Annotated in this window: 14 protein-coding genes and 3 pseudogenes; 4 read left to right on the top strand and 13 right to left on the bottom strand. The window is 70.7% G+C overall.

The genetic code is table 11. From position 1 onward, the window contains the following. Position 1: 1 nt before the first annotated feature. From AAFF41_RS10235 to AAFF41_RS51550, 8 genes and pseudogenes are all read right to left on the bottom strand, one after another. On the bottom strand, positions 2-1,132 hold the full coding sequence (locus AAFF41_RS10235; protein WP_168505523.1) for an aromatic ring-hydroxylating oxygenase subunit alpha: 1,131 nt from the start codon (positions 1,130-1,132) through the stop codon (positions 2-4). A 130-nt stretch (positions 1,133-1,262) separates the two neighbouring features. After that, complete coding sequence (locus AAFF41_RS10240; protein ID WP_343323873.1) at positions 1,263-2,426, bottom strand: NAD(P)/FAD-dependent oxidoreductase; 1,164 nt, start codon at positions 2,424-2,426, stop codon at positions 1,263-1,265. Continuing rightward, positions 2,423-2,785, bottom strand: a complete 363-nt coding sequence (locus AAFF41_RS10245) for a bifunctional 3-phenylpropionate/cinnamic acid dioxygenase ferredoxin subunit (protein ID WP_168505525.1) — start codon at positions 2,783-2,785, stop codon at positions 2,423-2,425. The genes AAFF41_RS10240 and AAFF41_RS10245 overlap by 4 nt, the downstream gene beginning before the upstream one ends. Before the next feature lie 214 nt (positions 2,786-2,999). Further along, a pseudogene (locus tag AAFF41_RS10250) lies at positions 3,000-3,628 on the bottom strand (MBL fold metallo-hydrolase). Then, positions 3,628-4,713, bottom strand: coding sequence for an S-(hydroxymethyl)mycothiol dehydrogenase (locus tag AAFF41_RS10255; RefSeq protein ID WP_343323874.1), 1,086 nt, complete (start codon positions 4,711-4,713; stop codon positions 3,628-3,630). The pseudogene AAFF41_RS10250 and the gene AAFF41_RS10255 overlap by 1 nt, the downstream one beginning before the upstream one ends. Positions 4,714-4,827: 114 nt before the next feature. Next, positions 4,828-5,006, bottom strand: a pseudogene (locus AAFF41_RS10260) (BCCT family transporter); the annotation flags it as partial. A 9-nt stretch (positions 5,007-5,015) separates the two neighbouring features. Next, positions 5,016-7,307: an FdhF/YdeP family oxidoreductase gene (locus AAFF41_RS10265; protein ID WP_343323875.1), complete on the bottom strand. Its 2,292-nt coding sequence runs from the start codon at positions 7,305-7,307 to the stop codon at positions 5,016-5,018. Positions 7,308-7,717: 410 nt separating this feature from the next. Next, positions 7,718-7,821, bottom strand: a pseudogene (locus AAFF41_RS51550) (HipA family kinase); the annotation flags it as partial. A gap of 194 nt (positions 7,822-8,015) precedes the next feature. On the opposite strand from AAFF41_RS51550, the gene AAFF41_RS10270 reads away from it, so the two are divergent. Further along, on the top strand, positions 8,016-8,513 hold the full coding sequence (locus AAFF41_RS10270) for a Rieske (2Fe-2S) protein (RefSeq protein WP_319751429.1): 498 nt from the start codon (positions 8,016-8,018) through the stop codon (positions 8,511-8,513). Positions 8,514-8,531: 18 nt separating this feature from the next. Here the strand turns inward: AAFF41_RS10270 and AAFF41_RS10275 are convergent, their stop codons facing one another. Further along, positions 8,532-9,170, bottom strand: a complete 639-nt coding sequence (locus AAFF41_RS10275) for a cysteine hydrolase family protein (RefSeq protein WP_319751430.1) — start codon at positions 9,168-9,170, stop codon at positions 8,532-8,534. A gap of 153 nt (positions 9,171-9,323) precedes the next feature. On the opposite strand from AAFF41_RS10275, the gene AAFF41_RS10280 reads away from it, so the two are divergent. Next, positions 9,324-9,791, top strand: a complete 468-nt coding sequence (locus AAFF41_RS10280) for a pyridoxamine 5'-phosphate oxidase family protein (protein ID WP_319751432.1) — start codon at positions 9,324-9,326, stop codon at positions 9,789-9,791. Positions 9,792-9,993: 202 nt separating this feature from the next. On the opposite strand, the gene AAFF41_RS10285 is transcribed toward AAFF41_RS10280, so the two are convergent. Then, the gene (locus AAFF41_RS10285; protein WP_319751433.1) at positions 9,994-10,896 is read right to left on the bottom strand and encodes a LysR family transcriptional regulator; all 903 of its coding nucleotides are present in this window, start codon (positions 10,894-10,896) and stop codon (positions 9,994-9,996) included. 74 nt (positions 10,897-10,970) lie between these two features. On the opposite strand from AAFF41_RS10285, the gene AAFF41_RS10290 reads away from it, so the two are divergent. Next, a complete protein-coding gene (locus AAFF41_RS10290; RefSeq protein ID WP_343323876.1) occupies positions 10,971-11,906 on the top strand; it encodes a DMT family transporter in 936 nt (311 codons plus the stop codon). Positions 11,907-11,994: 88 nt separating this feature from the next. Here AAFF41_RS10290 and AAFF41_RS10295 read toward each other — a convergent pair whose 3' ends face one another. Beyond that, positions 11,995-13,326, bottom strand: a complete 1,332-nt coding sequence (locus AAFF41_RS10295) for an aminotransferase class I/II-fold pyridoxal phosphate-dependent enzyme (protein ID WP_319751435.1) — start codon at positions 13,324-13,326, stop codon at positions 11,995-11,997. A 35-nt stretch (positions 13,327-13,361) separates the two neighbouring features. Between AAFF41_RS10295 and AAFF41_RS10300 the strand changes: the two genes are divergently transcribed. Continuing rightward, positions 13,362-14,051: a pyridoxamine 5'-phosphate oxidase family protein gene (locus AAFF41_RS10300; RefSeq protein WP_225900241.1), complete on the top strand. Its 690-nt coding sequence runs from the start codon at positions 13,362-13,364 to the stop codon at positions 14,049-14,051. 78 nt (positions 14,052-14,129) lie between these two features. Here AAFF41_RS10300 and AAFF41_RS10305 read toward each other — a convergent pair whose 3' ends face one another. Together AAFF41_RS10305 and AAFF41_RS10310 are read right to left on the bottom strand one after the other, a co-directional pair. After that, positions 14,130-15,110, bottom strand: coding sequence for a DMT family transporter (locus tag AAFF41_RS10305; protein WP_343323877.1), 981 nt, complete (start codon positions 15,108-15,110; stop codon positions 14,130-14,132). A 229-nt stretch (positions 15,111-15,339) separates the two neighbouring features. Next, the gene (locus tag AAFF41_RS10310) at positions 15,340-16,350 is read right to left on the bottom strand and encodes an EamA family transporter (RefSeq protein ID WP_343326278.1); all 1,011 of its coding nucleotides are present in this window, start codon (positions 16,348-16,350) and stop codon (positions 15,340-15,342) included. Between the last annotated feature and the right edge of the window lie 11 nt (positions 16,351-16,361).

The following is a 16,361-nucleotide window of genomic DNA, read 5'->3' on the forward strand; positions in this document are numbered from 1 at the left end:
CCTACGGCCGGGGAGTTCCGAGGCGCTCGTTCACCCAGTCGTGGAAGGCACCGATGTGGTGTTCGCTGGGCACCAGCACCCCGCCCTTGGCATACATCCGGGAGCTCATCCCGGGCTGCGTGCGCTCGCACGCGTCGAAGTCCTGGCGGTTGACCCGGTCGAAGAGTTCCACGGACCGGCTGACGTCCTTGCCGCTCTCGACGACGTGCGGAAGATAGAGCCAGTCGCACTCGACGATCGTGCGGTCGACGGCCACCGGGTACATCCGGTGGAAGATCACGTGATCGGGGACGAGGTTGATGAAGACCTGCGGTTTGATGGTGATCGCGTAGTAGCGGCGGTCCTGGTCGTCGGACACGCCGGGTATGCGGTCCAGCCCCTCGGAGCCGTCGACGGTGAAGCCCTGGACCTCCTCGCCGAACTCGGCGCCGTGGCCGACGTAGTACTGGGCCGCGTAGCCGTCGGCGAACTCGGGGAGCACCTCGGTGAGTTCGGGGTGGATCGTGGCGCAGTGGTAGCACTCCATGAAGTTCTCGATGATGAGCTTCCAGTTCGCCTTGACGTCGTAGACGATCCGCTTGCCGACCGAGAGGTTGTCGATGTCGTAGTGCTCGATCGACTCCACGTCGCCGAGCCGGCCGACGACCTCGCCGAGGACGTCGTCCTCGAAGGAGGGCGGGTTCTCCGCCAGGCAGACCCAGACGTAGCCGAGCCATTCGCGGGTGGTCACGCTCACCAGGCCGAACTCGGTGCGGCCGACGTCGGGCATCTTCGTGAGGTTGGGCGCCGCGACGAGCTTGCCGTTCAGGTCGTACGTCCAGGCGTGGTACGGACACTGGAAGGCACGCTTGACCTCGCCGGCCTCCTCGGTGCAGAGCTTGGCACCGCGGTGCCGGCAGACGTTGAAGAAGGCGCGTACGGAGTTGTCGCGCGCACGCGTGATCAGGATGCTCTCGCGGCCCACCTCTACGGTCCGGAAGGCCCCGGGCTTGGCCAGGTCCGAGGAACGCACGGCGCAGAACCACATCGTTTCGAAGATGCGCTCCTGCTCTTGGGCGAAGATCCCCGGATCCGTATAGGAGGAGCCGGGGAGGGTGGCGATCAGACTGTCCGGCAGGCTGGTCGAGGTCACGGTGCACTCCTCGGGGAACGTCGTGGAGGGGCCATTCACGCGCCGGGAAGAACGACTCCGGACGGCGTTGTGCATGGAGCAACGCTGCGTGCCATGTGCAACCGCAGCATGAAATGACTCAGAGGCCGTGTCAAGAGCCCGCGGCGGCGAGCTGCTTGCGCCAGCGGGTGAACAGCCGAGGCTGGTTCATCCCGAGCACGGCGACCGGAACTCCGGCACGCCGGTAGACGGCCAGGACGTCGCGGTCGTCCGCGGCGCCCGCCTCGATGGTCACACTGTCGGCGGCTGCCGCGTGACCGGCGAACTGGATCTTCACGCCGTACTGGTCGGACCAGAAGTACGGCGGCCGGGGCACACCCGGCTCCACCGCGCCGCCCGCCAGCAGTGTGGCGATCGCGGCGTCGGGACGCTCGCGCGCCCCGGTCCAGTGTTCGACGCGGCGGTGGGCACCCGCGCGGGGGTCGTACCAGCTGGCGCAGTCGCCGACCGCGACCACGCCGGCCAGGCTGGTGCGGCCGTCGGCGCCGCACTTGACGCCGTTGTCGAGTTCGACACCGGAGCCTTCCAGCCACTCGACGCACGGGCGTGCGCCCACACCGACGACGACGATGTCGCCGGGGATGCTGCGGCCGTCCTCGAGCAGGACGGCGTCCACCCGCCGCTCCCCGCTCAGTCCCTTGACCCCCACGCCGCACAACAGCCTTACGCCGTGGTCCACATGGAGGGCGGAGACGATGTCGCCCATTCTCGCGCCGAGCGGTCCGGCCAGCGGCGTCGGGGCCGCCTCGACGACCGTCACGTCCAGCCCGAGGGCGTATGCGGTGGAGGCGACCTCGGCACCGATGAAGCCGCCGCCGATCACCACCAGCCGTCCGCCCCGGGCCAGTTCGTCCCGCAGGGCCCGGGCGTCGTCCAGGGTGCGCAGGGTGTGCACCCCGGCCAGGCCTTCGGACCCCGGCAGAGTACGCGCCGCGGCGCCGGTCGCGATGACGATGCCGTCGGCGCGGACCTCCCGCCCGTCGGCGAGCCGGACGGCGCGCTCGGTGCGGTCGAGTCCGGCGGCACGAGCGCCGAGCAGCCACTCCGCCCGCAGGTCCTCGTCGTCCGTCTCCAGCGAGAGATCCGCCTCGCCGAGGGTGCCGGCCAGGAACTCCTTGGACAGCGGAGGCCTGTCGTACGGACGGTGGAGTTCGTCACCGATGACGACCAGCCGCCCGTCATAGCCCTGCTTCCGCAGCGAGCGCGCCGCCGACAGACCGGCCAGCGAGGCGCCGACCACGGCGACGGTCCTCACGCGGAACCCCCGGCGAGCCGGGCTGCGACGCAGGGCGGCAGGTTGGGGGCATCCGCGGACACCCGGACGTGGATCACGCCGTCCTCGACGACGACCTCGTGCGTCCGGACCGGGAGCTTGGCCGGCGGAGAGTCGACCGCGCCGGTCCTCAGGTCGAACTTCGAAGCATGCAGCGGGCATTCCACCTCGCAGCCCTCCAGCCAGCCGTCGGCGAGCGAGGCGTCCTGGTGGGTGCAGGTGTCGTCGATGGCGAAGAGTTCGCCGTCGTCGGTGTGGAACACCGAGACCGGAGGATCTGTGTCGAGCCGGTGGGCCTCTCCTCGCGGGAGATCCGCGAGACGGCACGCGGGAATCATCATGACACCTCGGTGCGTATAGCGAAACGGATTGCGGTAAGCGCAACATCAGTTTGAGGTCGGCCAGAACCCTTGTCAAGGCATCCAGAGGGCACTCCGAGCCGTTTATGGCGTTGCGTAACACGAAACCCAATTCATATAGAACAACAACAGCCCGCCGCATCGGCTCGCGACGGACGCGAGCCGAGGGCGGGCGGGTGAGGGGCGCGAGTGGGCGTCAGAAACCGCGGCCGATCCACTCCTGGAGGTGCGGAGCCTCGGCGGCGACGGTGGTCGTCCCCCGTGCCCGGTGTGCACGACGGTGTCGCCCGGCAGCGTCAGCAGCCGGTCCCGGATCGACTCGATGATGGTCGGGAAGTGGCTGTACGACCGTCCCGTCGCCCCCGGTCCACCGGCGAACAGGGTGTCGCCGCTGAAGAGGGCCGTCAGGGCCGGTGCGTACAGGCAGACCGCGCCGGGCGCATGGCCCGGCGTGTGCAGCACGGTCAGCTCGATGCCGGCCACCGTGAGGCCCTGGCCGTCGGTCAGTTCGGCGTCCGGCGCCTTGTCGGGGTGGGTCTGCTTCCACAGCGGCAGGTCGTCCGGGTGGAGCAGGATCGGGGCGCCGGCGCGCTCCGCGAGTGCGGGCGCGGCGTCGATGTGGTCGTTGTGGGCGTGGGTGCACACGATCGCCCGCAGGGTGCGCCCACCGACGGCGGCGGCGATGGCCTCGGCGTCGTGCGCGGCGTCGATGACGATCACCTCGTGGTCGTCGCCGACGATCCACACGTTGTTGTCGACGTCCCAGGTGCCGCCGTCCAGGGAGAACGTTCCCGAGGTGACGAGGTGTTCGATGCGGGCGGCCATCAAAGGACCACCACCGAGCGCAGCACGTCGCCGCCGTGCATCCGCTCGAACGCCTTCTCGACCTCGTCCAGCGCGATGGTCTCCGTGACGAACGCGTCCAGGTCCAGTCGGCCCTGCTGATACAGGTCGACGAGCATCGGGAAGTCGCGGGAGGGCAGGCAGTCGCCGTACCAGGACGACTTGAGCGCGCCGCCGCGTCCGAAGACGTCCAGCAGCGGCAGTTCCAGCTTCATCTCCGGGGTGGGCACACCCACGAGGACGACCGTGCCGGCCAGGTCGCGGGCGTAAAAAGCCTGCTTGTACGTCTCCGGGCGACCGACCGCCTCGATCACGACGTCGGCGCCGAAGCCGCCGGTCAGCTCGCGGATCGCCTCGACCACGTCGGCGTTCCTGGAGTTGACCGTGTGGGTCGCGCCCAGCTTCTTGGCCGTCTCCAGTTTGTGGTCGTCGATGTCGACGGCGATGATCCTCGCCGCGCCCGCCAGGTTCGACCCGACGACCGCCGCGTCCCCGACGCCACCGCAGCCGATGACCGCGACCGTGTCTCCGCGGCCGACGTTGCCGGTGTTGATGGCCGCACCGATGCCGGCCATCACGCCGCACCCCAGCAGACCGACGGCGGCCGCCGACGCGGCCGGGTCAACCTTCGTGCACTGCCCCGCCGCCACCAGCGTCTTCTCCGCGAACGCGCCGATGCCGAGCGCCGGGGACAGCTCGGTGCCGTCGAGCAGGGTCATCCTCTGCTTCGCGTTGTGGGTGTTGAAGCAGTACCACGGCCGTCCGCGCAGGCACGCCCGGCACTGCCCGCACACCGCACGCCAGTTGAGGATGACGAAGTCGCCGGCGGCGACATCGGTGACACCCTCCCCCACCGCCTCCACGACACCCGCGGCCTCATGGCCCAGCAGGAAGGGGAAGTCGTCGTTGATGCCGCCCTCGCGATAGTGCAGATCGGTGTGACAGACCCCGCAGGCCTCGATCTTCACCAGAGCCTCACCCGGTCCCGGGTCGGGCACGACGATTGTTTCCAGGCTGACGGGGGCGCCCTTGCCCCGCGCGACAACAGCACGGACCTGGTGTGTCATGGCCACTCCTCGGCTGGTCGAGACTTGAGTCAGACGTTGCTCATTACGGCACACATCTCATGTGCCGCAACACAGCATCGTGGAGTGCCGGCCGGGGGTCAAGGAGCCCGACGGGAGGATGTCGATGACCGGGCCGCCCCAGCCGTTCGCCCGCTTCTCGCCGATCAGAGGGGTGAACACGGCGCTGATCCGCTGTCGGAGGTGGCCTCGTTGACGTCGGCCGGGTCGGCGCCCGGCGGCGGCGAGGTGAAATGCGACAGCGGTTCGACGACGCCGTAGAACGTCAGGCCGATATCTGTACATCAGGCCGGTTCCAACCGGACGACGACGGACTTCGACGTGGGTGTGTTGCTGATGTCCGCCGTGGAGTCGAGAGGCACCAGGACGTTGGTCTCAGGGAAATAGGCGGCGCAGCACCCCCGGGGCGTCGGGTACGAAACCGCCCGAAAGGCCGGTGCCCGGCGTTCCACGCCGTCCCCGTACTCGCTCACGATGTCGACGAGGTCCCCGTCGGCCAGGCCTCGGTCGCTGAGGTCGTCGGGATGCAGGAAGAGGACGCGTCGCCCCTGGTGGATGCCGCGGTAACGATCGTCCAGGCCGTAGATGGTGGTGTTGTACTGGTCGTGGGAGCGGAGCGTCTGCAGCAACAGCCGGCCTTCGGGGACGTGCGGGCTCTCCAGCGGGTTGGCGGTGAAGTTGGCCAGTCCGGTGGAGGTGGTGAACCGGCGCCCGTCGCGCGGCGGGTGGGGCAGCGCGAAGCCGCCCGGCTGCCGTACCCGGGCGTTGAAGTCCTCGAAGCCGGGGATCACGCGTTCGATGCGGTCACGGATCCGGTCGTAGTCCGACTCGAAGTTCTCCCACGGCACCTGGGAGCCCGCTTCCCCGAGGGCCGCCCGTGCCATACGGCAGATGATCGCCACCTCGCTGAGCAGGTGCTCGGAGGCGGGTTTCAGCCGCCCCCGTGAGAGATGCACCATGCTCATGGAGTCCTCCACCGTCACCAACTGCGGCCCGGCCGGACGCAGATCGGCTTCGGTCCGGCCGAGACAGGGCAGGATGAGCGCCTGCTCCCCGGCGATGACGTGCGAGCGATTGAGCTTGGTCGAGATCTGGACGGTGAGGCGACAGCGCCTGAGCGCCTGTTCGGTCAGGTCGGTGTCGGGGGCCGCGGCAGCGAAATTGCCGCCCAGCGCGACGAAGACCCGTACCTGGCCGTCGCGCATGGCACGGATGCTCTCCACCGCGTCGTGGCCGTGGTGGCGCGGGGGCGTGAACGCGAACTCGGTGCCGAGTGCGTCCAGGAACGCGTCGTCGGGCTTCTCGTAGATGCCCATCGTCCGGTCGCCCTGCACGTTGGAGTGACCGCGTACCGGGCAGAGGCCCGCTCCCGGACGGCCGATGTCGCCGCGGAGCAGATGGAAGTTCACGACGTCCCGGATGGTGGGCACCGAGTGACGGTGCTGGGTGAGCCCCATCGCCCAGCAGACGACGATCTTCTCGGCGGCCAGGACATGGCCGAACGCGGCCCGTATCTCTTCCTCGGGCAGACCGGTGGCCTGAAGGATGTCGCTCCACGAGGCCTTGCGGGCTTGCTCGGCGAACTCCTCGAAGCCATGCGTGTACCGGTCGATGAAAGCGGTGTCGAGGACCGTGCCGGGCGCCTCGTTCTCCGCCTCCAGCAGCATGCGGTTGAAGGCCTGGAACAGCGCTTGGTCTCCACCCAGCCTGATCTGCAGGAACTGGTCCGCTAGCCGGGTGCCGCCACCGAGGACACCGGAGGGCCGCTGGGGGTTCTTGAACCGGAGCAGCCCGGCCTCGGGCAGGGGGTTGACCGCGATGACGCGGCCGCCCCGCCGCTTGGCCTCCTCCAGCGCGGAGAGCATACGGGGATGGTTGGTGCCCGGGTTCTGGCCGACCACGAGGATGAGGTCGGCCTCGTGGAGGTCTTCCAGGCTGACGCTGCCCTTGCCGATGCCGATGGTCTCCGTCAGAGCCGATCCGCTCGACTCGTGGCACATGTTGGAGCAGTCCGGCAGGTTGTTGGTGCCGAGCATCCGGACGAAGAGCTGATAGACGAACGCGGCCTCGTTGCTCGCCCGTCCGGAGGTGTAGAAGGCGGCCTGATCGGGGTGATCGAGCGCGGCGAGTTCCCGGGCGACGACGGCGAACGCGTCGTCCCAGGAGATCGGCCGGTAGCGGTCGCTGCCCGCCGGGCGGTACATGGGGTGCGTGAGGCGCCCCTGCTGCCCGAGCCAGTAGTCGCTACGGGGCAGGAGTTCGCCGAGGGTGTGCTCGGCGAAGAAGTCCGGGGCGACACGGCGGACGGTGGCCTCCTCGGCCACCGCTTTCGCGCCGTTCTCGCAGAACTCCGCCCGGTGCCTTTGCTCCGGCTCGGGCCAGGCGCAACCGGGACAGTCGAAGCCCTTCTTCTGGTTGACCTGGAGCAGAGTGAGCAGACTGCGGCGAGCCCCCATCTGTTCGCCGGCGTGCCGCAGCGAGGAGGTGACCGCGGGGATACCGGCGGCGTACTCCTTCGGTGGGCCGACCCTCAGACGGGCGTCACCGGGGGCCTCAGCAGGTGGCTTACGGGTCATCTGTAGCGCTACTCCGCGGTGTAGGGAACCAGAGCCATGCCAGTGCCGCCGCCGGGCATCGCGGCCCCTCGTACGGAGAGCCGCAACCGAAGATCCGGAAGTTTCACATTGAGCAACAGTAGCGTGATACGCAACCAGTCCAGGGAAACCCTACCGGCGACCTCCTGTCAAGGCCGATGACCACGGTCAGAGACTTCCCCTGGGTGCGCTGGTCAGCGACGCGCTGCCCGCGCCCGCGGCACGGGTCGCCCTTGGGGAGAATCCGGGGAGTACGGACCGTGCTGGGGAGCGCGTGGGGTGAATCGGCCAGGCAAAGTCACACGACCCTGAAAGACCCTGAAAGACTCATCACCGCAGGTCAGGGACGGTAGTGGCAGGGTCGGCGCAGGTCAGAGCCATCCGATGGACGACTTCAGGACGTACGTCCCGAGATCGTCGGCCTCACGAGCCCCGGCAGCGAGCCGCCCTCACGCAGCGGCGTGATGTAGCGGGTCACGATGACTTCCTTGAGCATCACTCCAGGCCACTGGGGTGGTCACGGCCACCGGACGCGACCCGTGGGCGCCCGCGGCGGCGTCCCGAGCAGATCGGCGCGGCTGTCGAACCGCTGTCGATTCGGTCAAGAAGTCCTCAGCTCCTGAACAGGGCAGACGGGCGGACCGTACCTCTGTACGGATCACCATCACGTCCGTTGAAGGGAATGTCAGCATGACCAGCGAATCGCTTCACCCCGTTCCGGCCCCGGCCCGCCGCACCGTCGTGGCGGCGGTCGGTACGGCGGGACTCGCCGTCGCGCTGACCGCGTGCGGGTCGGACAACAAGTCCTCCGACTCCACCAGCTCCGACTCCGGCTCCGGCGCGAGCGCGAGCAGCGGGGGTACGGGCGGGGGCGACAACGCCGCGGCGGGCAACGCGGGCGGCACGGTCCTCGCCAAGACCACCGACATCCCGGAGGGCGGCGGCAAGGTCTTCGCGTCCCAGGGCGTCGTCGTCACCCAGCCGACCGCGGGCACCTACAAGGCCTTCTCCTCCAAGTGCACCCACCAGGGCTGTGCGGTGAAGGGCATCGCCAACAACGTGATCACCTGCCCGTGCCACAACAGCCAGTTCTCCGCGACCGACGGCAGCGTGAAGAAGGGGCCCGCGACGCAGCCGCTGGCCGCCGCCCACATCACCGTGGACGGGGACTCGATCAAGCTCGCGTGACGCGGCCGGGGCCGCGCCTCAACGGCGCGGCCTCACGAAGCAGGCCAGCACGTCATCGGTCGCCGTGATCGTGGCGACGAGGGCGAGCGTGTTGCGGATCAGCGCGGGGGTGTAGTCGGAGGGCACCCCCGCGATCGCGTCCGCGGGCACCACGGCGTTGTAGCCGCGGTTCACGGCGTCGAACACGGTGTTGGGGACGGCCACGTTGGCGGAGACTCCCGTCACGACGAGGGTGCGACAGCCCAGGTTGCGCAGCAGCGCGTCGACGTCGGTGCCCGCCAGCGGGGACAAGCCGTGCAGGCGACGTACGACGAAGTCCTCCTCGGCGACCTCGATCGGCGGCGCGACGCGGACCGCGGTGGTGCCCGACAGCTGTTGCACGGGCAGCCGTTCGGCCGCGCGGAACAGGCGGGCGTTGTGGTTGGCGCCCCGCCCGTCGGGCCGTCGCTCGGCGATCGCGTGGATCACCTGGACGCCGCCGCGGTGGGCACCGGCCACCAGCCGGGCGATGTTCGCGAGAGCCCCCGACGACCGGGCCTCCTTGGCGAGTTCGGGCAGTGCGCTGTCCGGGCCGACGACACCCTGCTGGCATTCCACGGTGAGCAGAACGGTCCCGTCCGGGTCGAGGAGTGTGCTGAGCTGTTCACGCGACGGCATGACTCCCCTTGTCGTCGAGGGTCGGGCGGGCGAGCGTAACGAGCATTGCGCAAGGACGGAAGACGGCCCATGCTTTTCTGACGCACTGTCAGAGAATCTCTGTCGACACAGAAGATCGACGCATCAGGTCGACATGAAAGAAGAGGTGACCGCATGACCGTCACTCAGCGCAGGGGTCGGAAGATCATGATGACCCCCGGCGAGCTGGACGAGTTCCTCACCACCCAGCGCACCTGCCGCGTCGCCACGGTGTCGAAGGACGGCGCCCCGCACGTGAGCGCGCTGTGGTTCGTCTGGGACGGCACCTCGCTGTGGCTGTACTCCGTGGTACGCAGCAAGCGCTGGACGGAGCTGAGCCGCGACCCACGGGTCGCGGTGGTGATCGACACCGGCGAGGAGTACGGGGAGCTGCGCGGCGTCGAGCTGTCCGGCGCGGTGGAGTTCGTGGGCGAGGTCCCCCGCACCGGGGAGCTGTGCGCCGAACTCGACGTCCCCGAGACCTTGTTCGCCCGCAAGAACTTCGGCCTGGAGGAAATGCCGCACGACGGCCGCCACGCGTGGGCCCGGCTGACGCCGACAGCGATGGCCTCCTGGGACTTCCGCAAGCTGCCGCCGCTCTAGGCCAGAGGTGAGCCGGCACTGTCGCGCACCTTCCGTGCGGTGAGGCGGCGGCGTGGTACTTCCGCGAGCTCTCCCCACCGCACGACGTCCGCATGCCCTCCCCACCGCACGACGTCCGCGAGCCCTCCCCATCGCGGGACGTCCGCGAGCCACCACGGCGACCGGCCGCGCAGCGTCCGCCCGCGACAGCTCAGGTCACCGCTCAGCCGATGCTCTTCCCCGCCGCCCGCAGCGCCGCGACCGCCGCTCTGATCGACGGGCGGCGGTCGGCGTCCGCGCGCCAGATCACGTAGACATGCCGCCGGACGGCCTGCCGCAGCGGCACCGTGACGACTCCCTCCGGCATCGGATGGCGCCCGAGCAGCGGCGCGATGCAGACACCGAGCCCCGCGGCGACCAGGCCGAGCTGGGTGTGCGTCTCGGCGGCGCGATGGCCGATGTGCGGCTCGACGCCCCGGGAGCGCAACGTGAACATCAGCCACTCATGGCAGAACTCGCCCTCGCCCCAGGTGATCCACTCATCGTCGGCGAAGTCGCCGAGGTCGACCTCCGCGCGGTCCGCGAGCCGGTGGCCGACCGGCATCGCCACGTCGGCCGGGTCGTCGAGGATCGGGGCCTTGACCAGGCCGTCGGGCAGCGGCATCGGCTTGTTGTACCAGTCGAGCACCACCGCCAGATCGAGGTCGCCCCGGATCACTCCGGCGACCCCGGCCTCGGGCTCCAGCTCGCTGGAGCGCACCCGCAGCCCGGGGTGATCGGCGCGCAGCGCGGCGAGCGCGGTGGGGAACAGCCCACGTGCGGCGGTCGGAAAGGCGGAGAGCCGCAGCTCACCGACGACCTGACCGCGCTGGGCCTCCAGGTCGGCCTGGGCGAGCTCGACCTGCGACAGGATGCGCGCGGCATGCTCGGCGAGCAGCCGCCCGGCATCCGTGAGACGCACCCCGCGCCCGTTCTTGGCGAGCAGCTGCTGCCCCACTTCGCGCTCCAGCTTGGACATCTGCTGGGAGACGGCCGACGTCGTGACGTGCAACCCCTCGGCCGCGCCGCTCACCGAGCCGTGCCGGGCGAGCGCGTCGAGGGTGCGCAGACGCTCCAGATTCAACATGTAAGCGATGCTACGAGATACCGCTCGAGAAATCTCGCTTGTGCTACGTGATTGTCTGCCTCATCGTTACGTCCATGAGCGCCGTGACCACTCCCCGAACCGACACCCCCACCGCCGCGGCCCCCCGCCGTCGCACCGCCCTCGACTGGCGGATCCGCTTCGGCGCCCTCTCGCTGATCTGGGGTTTCAGCTTCCTGCTCATCAAGGTCGGCACGGAAGGCTACGCGCCGTTCCAAGTCACCTTCGGACGGCTGCTGTTCGGGACGGCGGTGCTCGCGGCGGCGATGGCGGTGAAGCGGGAGCGGCTGCCGCGCGGGGCTCGCACCTGGGGTCATCTCACGGTCGCGGCCTTCCTGCTCAACGCACTGCCGTTCTCACTCTTCGCCTACTCCGAGCTGACGATCCCGTCCACGCTCGCGGGCATCTGCAACGCGACCTCACCCCTGTGGGGCATGGCTCTGTCCCTGGTCGCCCTCTCCGAGGACCGTCCGACCCGGCGCAGGGTCGCCGGTCTCGGCATCGGCTTTCTCGGCGTCCTGACGGTCCTCGGCGTCTGGCAGGGCTTCCACGGCCTGGACGCCACGGGCACACTGATGGCCCTGCTGGCCTCGCTGAGCTACCCGATCGGCTGGATCTACGTCCGCCGCACCCTGGCCGGCACCGGCCAGTCGCATCTGTCCATGACCGGAGCCCAACTGCTGCTCGCCACTGCCCAACTGGCCCTCGTCACCCCGCTGTTCACCACCTTGCCGAGCCACTTCCCGGTCGTCCCGCTGCTCGCGATCGCCGCTCTGGGGGCCCTCGGCACGGGCCTGGCCATGCTCGTCCAGTACGGCATCGTCGCCGAGGTCGGCCCGACGACGGCCCAGATGGTCACGTACTTCATCCCGGTGATCGCCACCGCCGCGGGCGTCGCGATCCTCGGCGAGTCGCTGAGCTGGTCCACGCCGGTCGGCGCGGTGATCGTCCTCGCCGGCGCCGCGCTCACCCAGGCCCGGCCGCGCCACTGACCGCGCCCTCGGAACGTACGGACGGACGCACACATAACCGCACGTAACCACGCACGGCCCGACCACACGCAACCGCGCACGGACCGACTCACACGTAGCCACGCGCGGGCGCCGGTCCGACGGCGGAGGCGACCGCGTCCGCCAGCGGCTCGATGTCGTCCGGCGTCAGGGTCGAGACGGTGATCCGTATCCCGGGCGGCGCGCTCATCCGGAAGCGCGCCCCGGGCGCGACCGCCCAGCCGGCGTGCAGCAAGCGCGCGACCGCTCCCGTCTCGTCCGGGACGGGGATCCACACGTTCATCCCGCTGCGCCCGTACGCCTCGATGCCGCGCTGTTTCAGGGCGTCGATCAGCGCGTCCCGGCGCCGCCCGTACGCCGCCGCCACGGCCGTGACGTCCACCGCGCCGTTCGCCCACAGATGCACGACCGCCCGTTGCAGCAGATGGCTCACCCAGCCGGGCCCCAGCCGCTGCCGCCCGTGCACCCGGTCCATGGTGACGGGGTCCCCGGTGAGAACGGCGAGCCGCAGGTCGGGGCCGTAGGCCTTGGCGACGGAGCGTACGAAGGCCCAGTCGCGGGTCACCCCGGCCAGGGGGTGCAGCGGCAGGTCGACGATCCGATGCCCGTGGTCGTCCTCGACGAGCAGGACGTCCGGGTGCTCCTTCAGCACGGAACGCAGGGCACGCGCGCGTGCGGCGCCCACCGCGGCGCCGGTCGGGTTCTGCGCCCGGTCCGTGACGATCAGCGCGCGGGCACCGGCCTCCAGGGCACGGCGTACGTCGTCGGGGACCGGGCCCTCGTCGTCGACGCGCACCGGGACCGTGCGCAGCCCGAGCGCCGGGGCGAGGTCGAACACGCTGCCCCAGCCGGGATCCTCGACGGCGACGGCGTCCCCGGGCTTGAGATGCGCCGCGAGCACGCGCTCGATGGCGTCGAGCGATCCGGAGGTGACGACGACGGGCCCGTCGGGCACGCCGTCCGCGTCGAGGTCGGCGCGCGCGAGCCGCTCCAGCTCCGCCCCGACGGCGGCCTCCCCGTACATCACGGGATCCCGGTCCGACCGTCCTGCCGCCGCCGCGAACGCCTCGGCGAGAGCGGGCAGCAGTGCCGGGTCGGGGTTGCCGTCGGCCACGTTCCGCACGCCCTCCGGCACCTCGACCCGGAGGTAGTCGCGTCCCGTCGTGGCGGGCTTCGAGCGGATCCGGCTGCCCCGCCGCCCCGCGGTCTCGATCACCCCGCGTTCGCGCAGGGTGCGATAGGCGGCGGCGACGGTGTTGGGATTCACCCCGAGCCGCTCCGCCAACTCCCGCATCGGTGGCAGCAGTTGTCCCGGTTCGAGGTCCCCGCTGCCCACCGCACGCTCGACGCTCGCGGAAATGTCCGCTGCGCGACGCCCTTCGATCCGATACTCTTCTAGCACAAAGAAGATTATGCACTAGTGCAATGGAGAGCGCAATGTCGGAGACGAGCACTCAGCCCGGGACGACGCGGCCCGCCGCCTACACCCCGACCGATCGCACCGTCCCCACCCGTTCCAAGGAGCGTGCCGCCTACGACCACGAGCTGGTCCACGCGATACTCGACGAGGGGTACGTCTGCCACCTCGGCTTCGTCCGGGACGGCGCCCCGGTCGTGCTCCCCACCCTCTACGGACGGGTCGGCGAGCGCCTCTACGTACACGGCTCGACGGGTTCGCGCCCGCTGCGGATGACCGGTCAGGCCGACCCCGGACTGCCCGTCTGCCTGACCGTGACCCATGTCGACGGTCTGGTCCTGGCCCGCTCCGCCTTCCACCACTCGATGAACTACCGCTCCGTGGTGGTGCACGGCATCGCCCACCAGGTGACGGACCCGGACGAGAAGCGGGAAGCCCTGGACGCGCTGGTCGACCAGGTCGTCCCGGGCCGTTCGTACGACTCGCGCCCCGCCAACGCCAAGGAGCTCGCCGCCACCGCCGTGATCCGCCTCGACCTGAACGAGGTCTCCGCGAAGCTGCGCACCGGCGGCCCGAACGACGACGCGGAGGACCTCGCCCTCCCCCACTGGACCGGGGTCGTCCCCCTCACCAAGGGACACGGGACCCCGATCCCCGCCGACGACCTGGCCCCCGGCATCGAGCTCCCCGACTATCTCGCGACCCTGTGACACCGAGGCGGCCGAGGCACCGGGCGGGGTCACGCCCCCCCGGCACCTCGGCCTCATGCCTCATAACTGCCGCGGCCCTCAGACGAGCGCCCGTTCCTCCTCGGGCACCCTGCGGATGTCGCCCCGGATGCTCCGCGCCTCGGCCACCGCGAGCCCCGCGACCGAACCCAGCATCAACAGGGTGCCCGCGAGCGTCGTCATGGTCAGTCGTTCACCGAGCAGACCGACGGCCAGCACGGCCGCGCTCACCGGCTCCAGGAGCATGATCACGGAGACGGTCGCGGACCGGACCACGGCGGCGCCCGCGAAGAAGAGGGCGTAGGCCAGCGCCGTGGGGACGGCGGCGATGTAGATCAGCAGGGCCAGGACGTGGGCCGGTCGGGCGCTGTGCGGGACCAGCCCCTCGGCCAGGCCGAGCGGCAGCAGACAGACGGTGGTGACGGCGAACGTCCACACCGTCGTACCGGAGCCGTCGACGCGGCCGTCTCGTCCCCACCACCGGGTGAGCAGCGTCATCGTGGAGTATCCGGCCGCGGACACGACCGCGAGCACGACGCCCCAGGGCCGCACCGTGGCACCCCCGCCGCCCAGCGCCAGTACCCCGAGCCCGCCCAGCGCCCCGGCGACGGCGGCGCTCCCGCCGCGCCCGAGCCGCTCCCCCAGGGTCAGTCGGGCGCCGAGGGCGATGAGCACGGGTCCGGCGCCGAGGGTGACGACGGTCGCCACCGCGAGTCCGGTGGCCTGGACCGCGGCGAAGTAGGCGGTCTGGAAGACGGCAAGCCCAAGGCCCGTGACACCGATTCGCAGGGCCTTGCGGCCGAGCGGCTCCCGGGCGGCCGGCACGACCCGTCGGCGCCACCGCCGGTGCCGCGGCAGACGCACGGCGAGCAGCAGCACGAGTCCGCCCGCGCAGCGCCAGAAGGAGAGGGCGATCGGCCCCATGTCACTGGCCCGGTAGACCAGTGACGCGGCCCCACCCGCGGTGCCCCAGGCGGCACCGGCGACGATCAGATAGAGGAGGCCTCGCCCGAGGGGCAGGCCTGAAGCAGCTTGCGACACGTGTTTCTCTCCGCGGATACGCGCGGCCGCGCACGAGGCAGCCGCGCAGAAGTTCGGGAAGGACCACGTCGCAGTCCGTGCCGAGTGGGCAGGGGCGTACGGGAAGGTCCTCGGACTTCTTCTGCGGGCAGCGCCGTGCCACCCGGCACCGCGCCGGGTGGGAACTCCGCGGGGCCCGCCTCAGGCGGTCGGAGGCGGCAGAACGAGCGTCGAAGGCATGATCAGCACCTTAGACGGCGGTCCCGTGGGCCGACAACTCCCTTTCGGCGCCGCTCCCGCCGCTCGCGACCGGCCCGTCCGAGGGTTTCGCGGGCGCCGACGACTGTGCGATGAACGCGCCGACCAGCACCACCGCACCGCCGACGATCTGCGGCGCGGAGAGATGTTCGCCGAGCAGGACCCAGGCGAGCACGGTCGCGATGACCGCCTCCAGGCAGGCCACGACGCCCGCGACCAGTGGGGAGAGTCTGCGCACGGAGAGCACTCCGGTGACGTAGGCGACGACGGTCGCGATCAGCACGATCCAGCCGAGCAGCAGGGAGGCGGCGACGGAGGTGCCGTTCATGTCCGCACCGCCCCCGAGCAGCGACCAGTCCATGGTCCAGGGACGTGCGACGACCGTCAGCACGACGGTGCCGACGAGCAGGCCGTACGCGATGACGCCGAGGGGGTCCGGTGCCTCCTCGCCCGCGTCGCTGCCCTGGTCGGACAGGACGAAGTAGCCGACCTGGCAGCAGGCGGCGCCCAGCGCGAGCAGCAGCCCGACGACGTCGAAGCTCAGTCCGGACCACACCTGGACGACACACGCGAGCCCGCCGACCGCGAGGACGACCCCGAGCGCCGCGGCGCGTGTCACGGGCCGGCGCTGCACGAACCGCACCCAGCCGAGCACGAGTGCCGGCGCCAGGTACTCGACGAGCAGTGCGACGCCGACGGGGATACGCGAGATCGCGGCGAAGTAGCAGGCCTGGACGCCCGCCACGGCGAACAGTCCGAACCCGACGAGCAGGGCGGGGCGCCGCCGTACGAGAGCGCGATGGCGCACGGCCAGCGGCAGCATCACCAGGGCGGCGCCCGCGACCCGCAGCCACACCACGTGGAGCGGATCGAGCCCCGCCTCGATCAGCGGCTTCGCCGCGACACCCGATCCGCCGAACGCGACCGCCGACGCGAGCGCGAGGCCCAGCCCGACGCCCTTCCCACGGTTGTCCTGACTGCCCTGAGAGGTATGCACCGGCACATGATGACAGG

Origin of the sequence: Streptomyces mirabilis (assembly GCF_039503195.1) — a bacterium.
GTDB classification, from domain to species: domain Bacteria; phylum Actinomycetota; class Actinomycetes; order Streptomycetales; family Streptomycetaceae; genus Streptomyces; species Streptomyces mirabilis_D.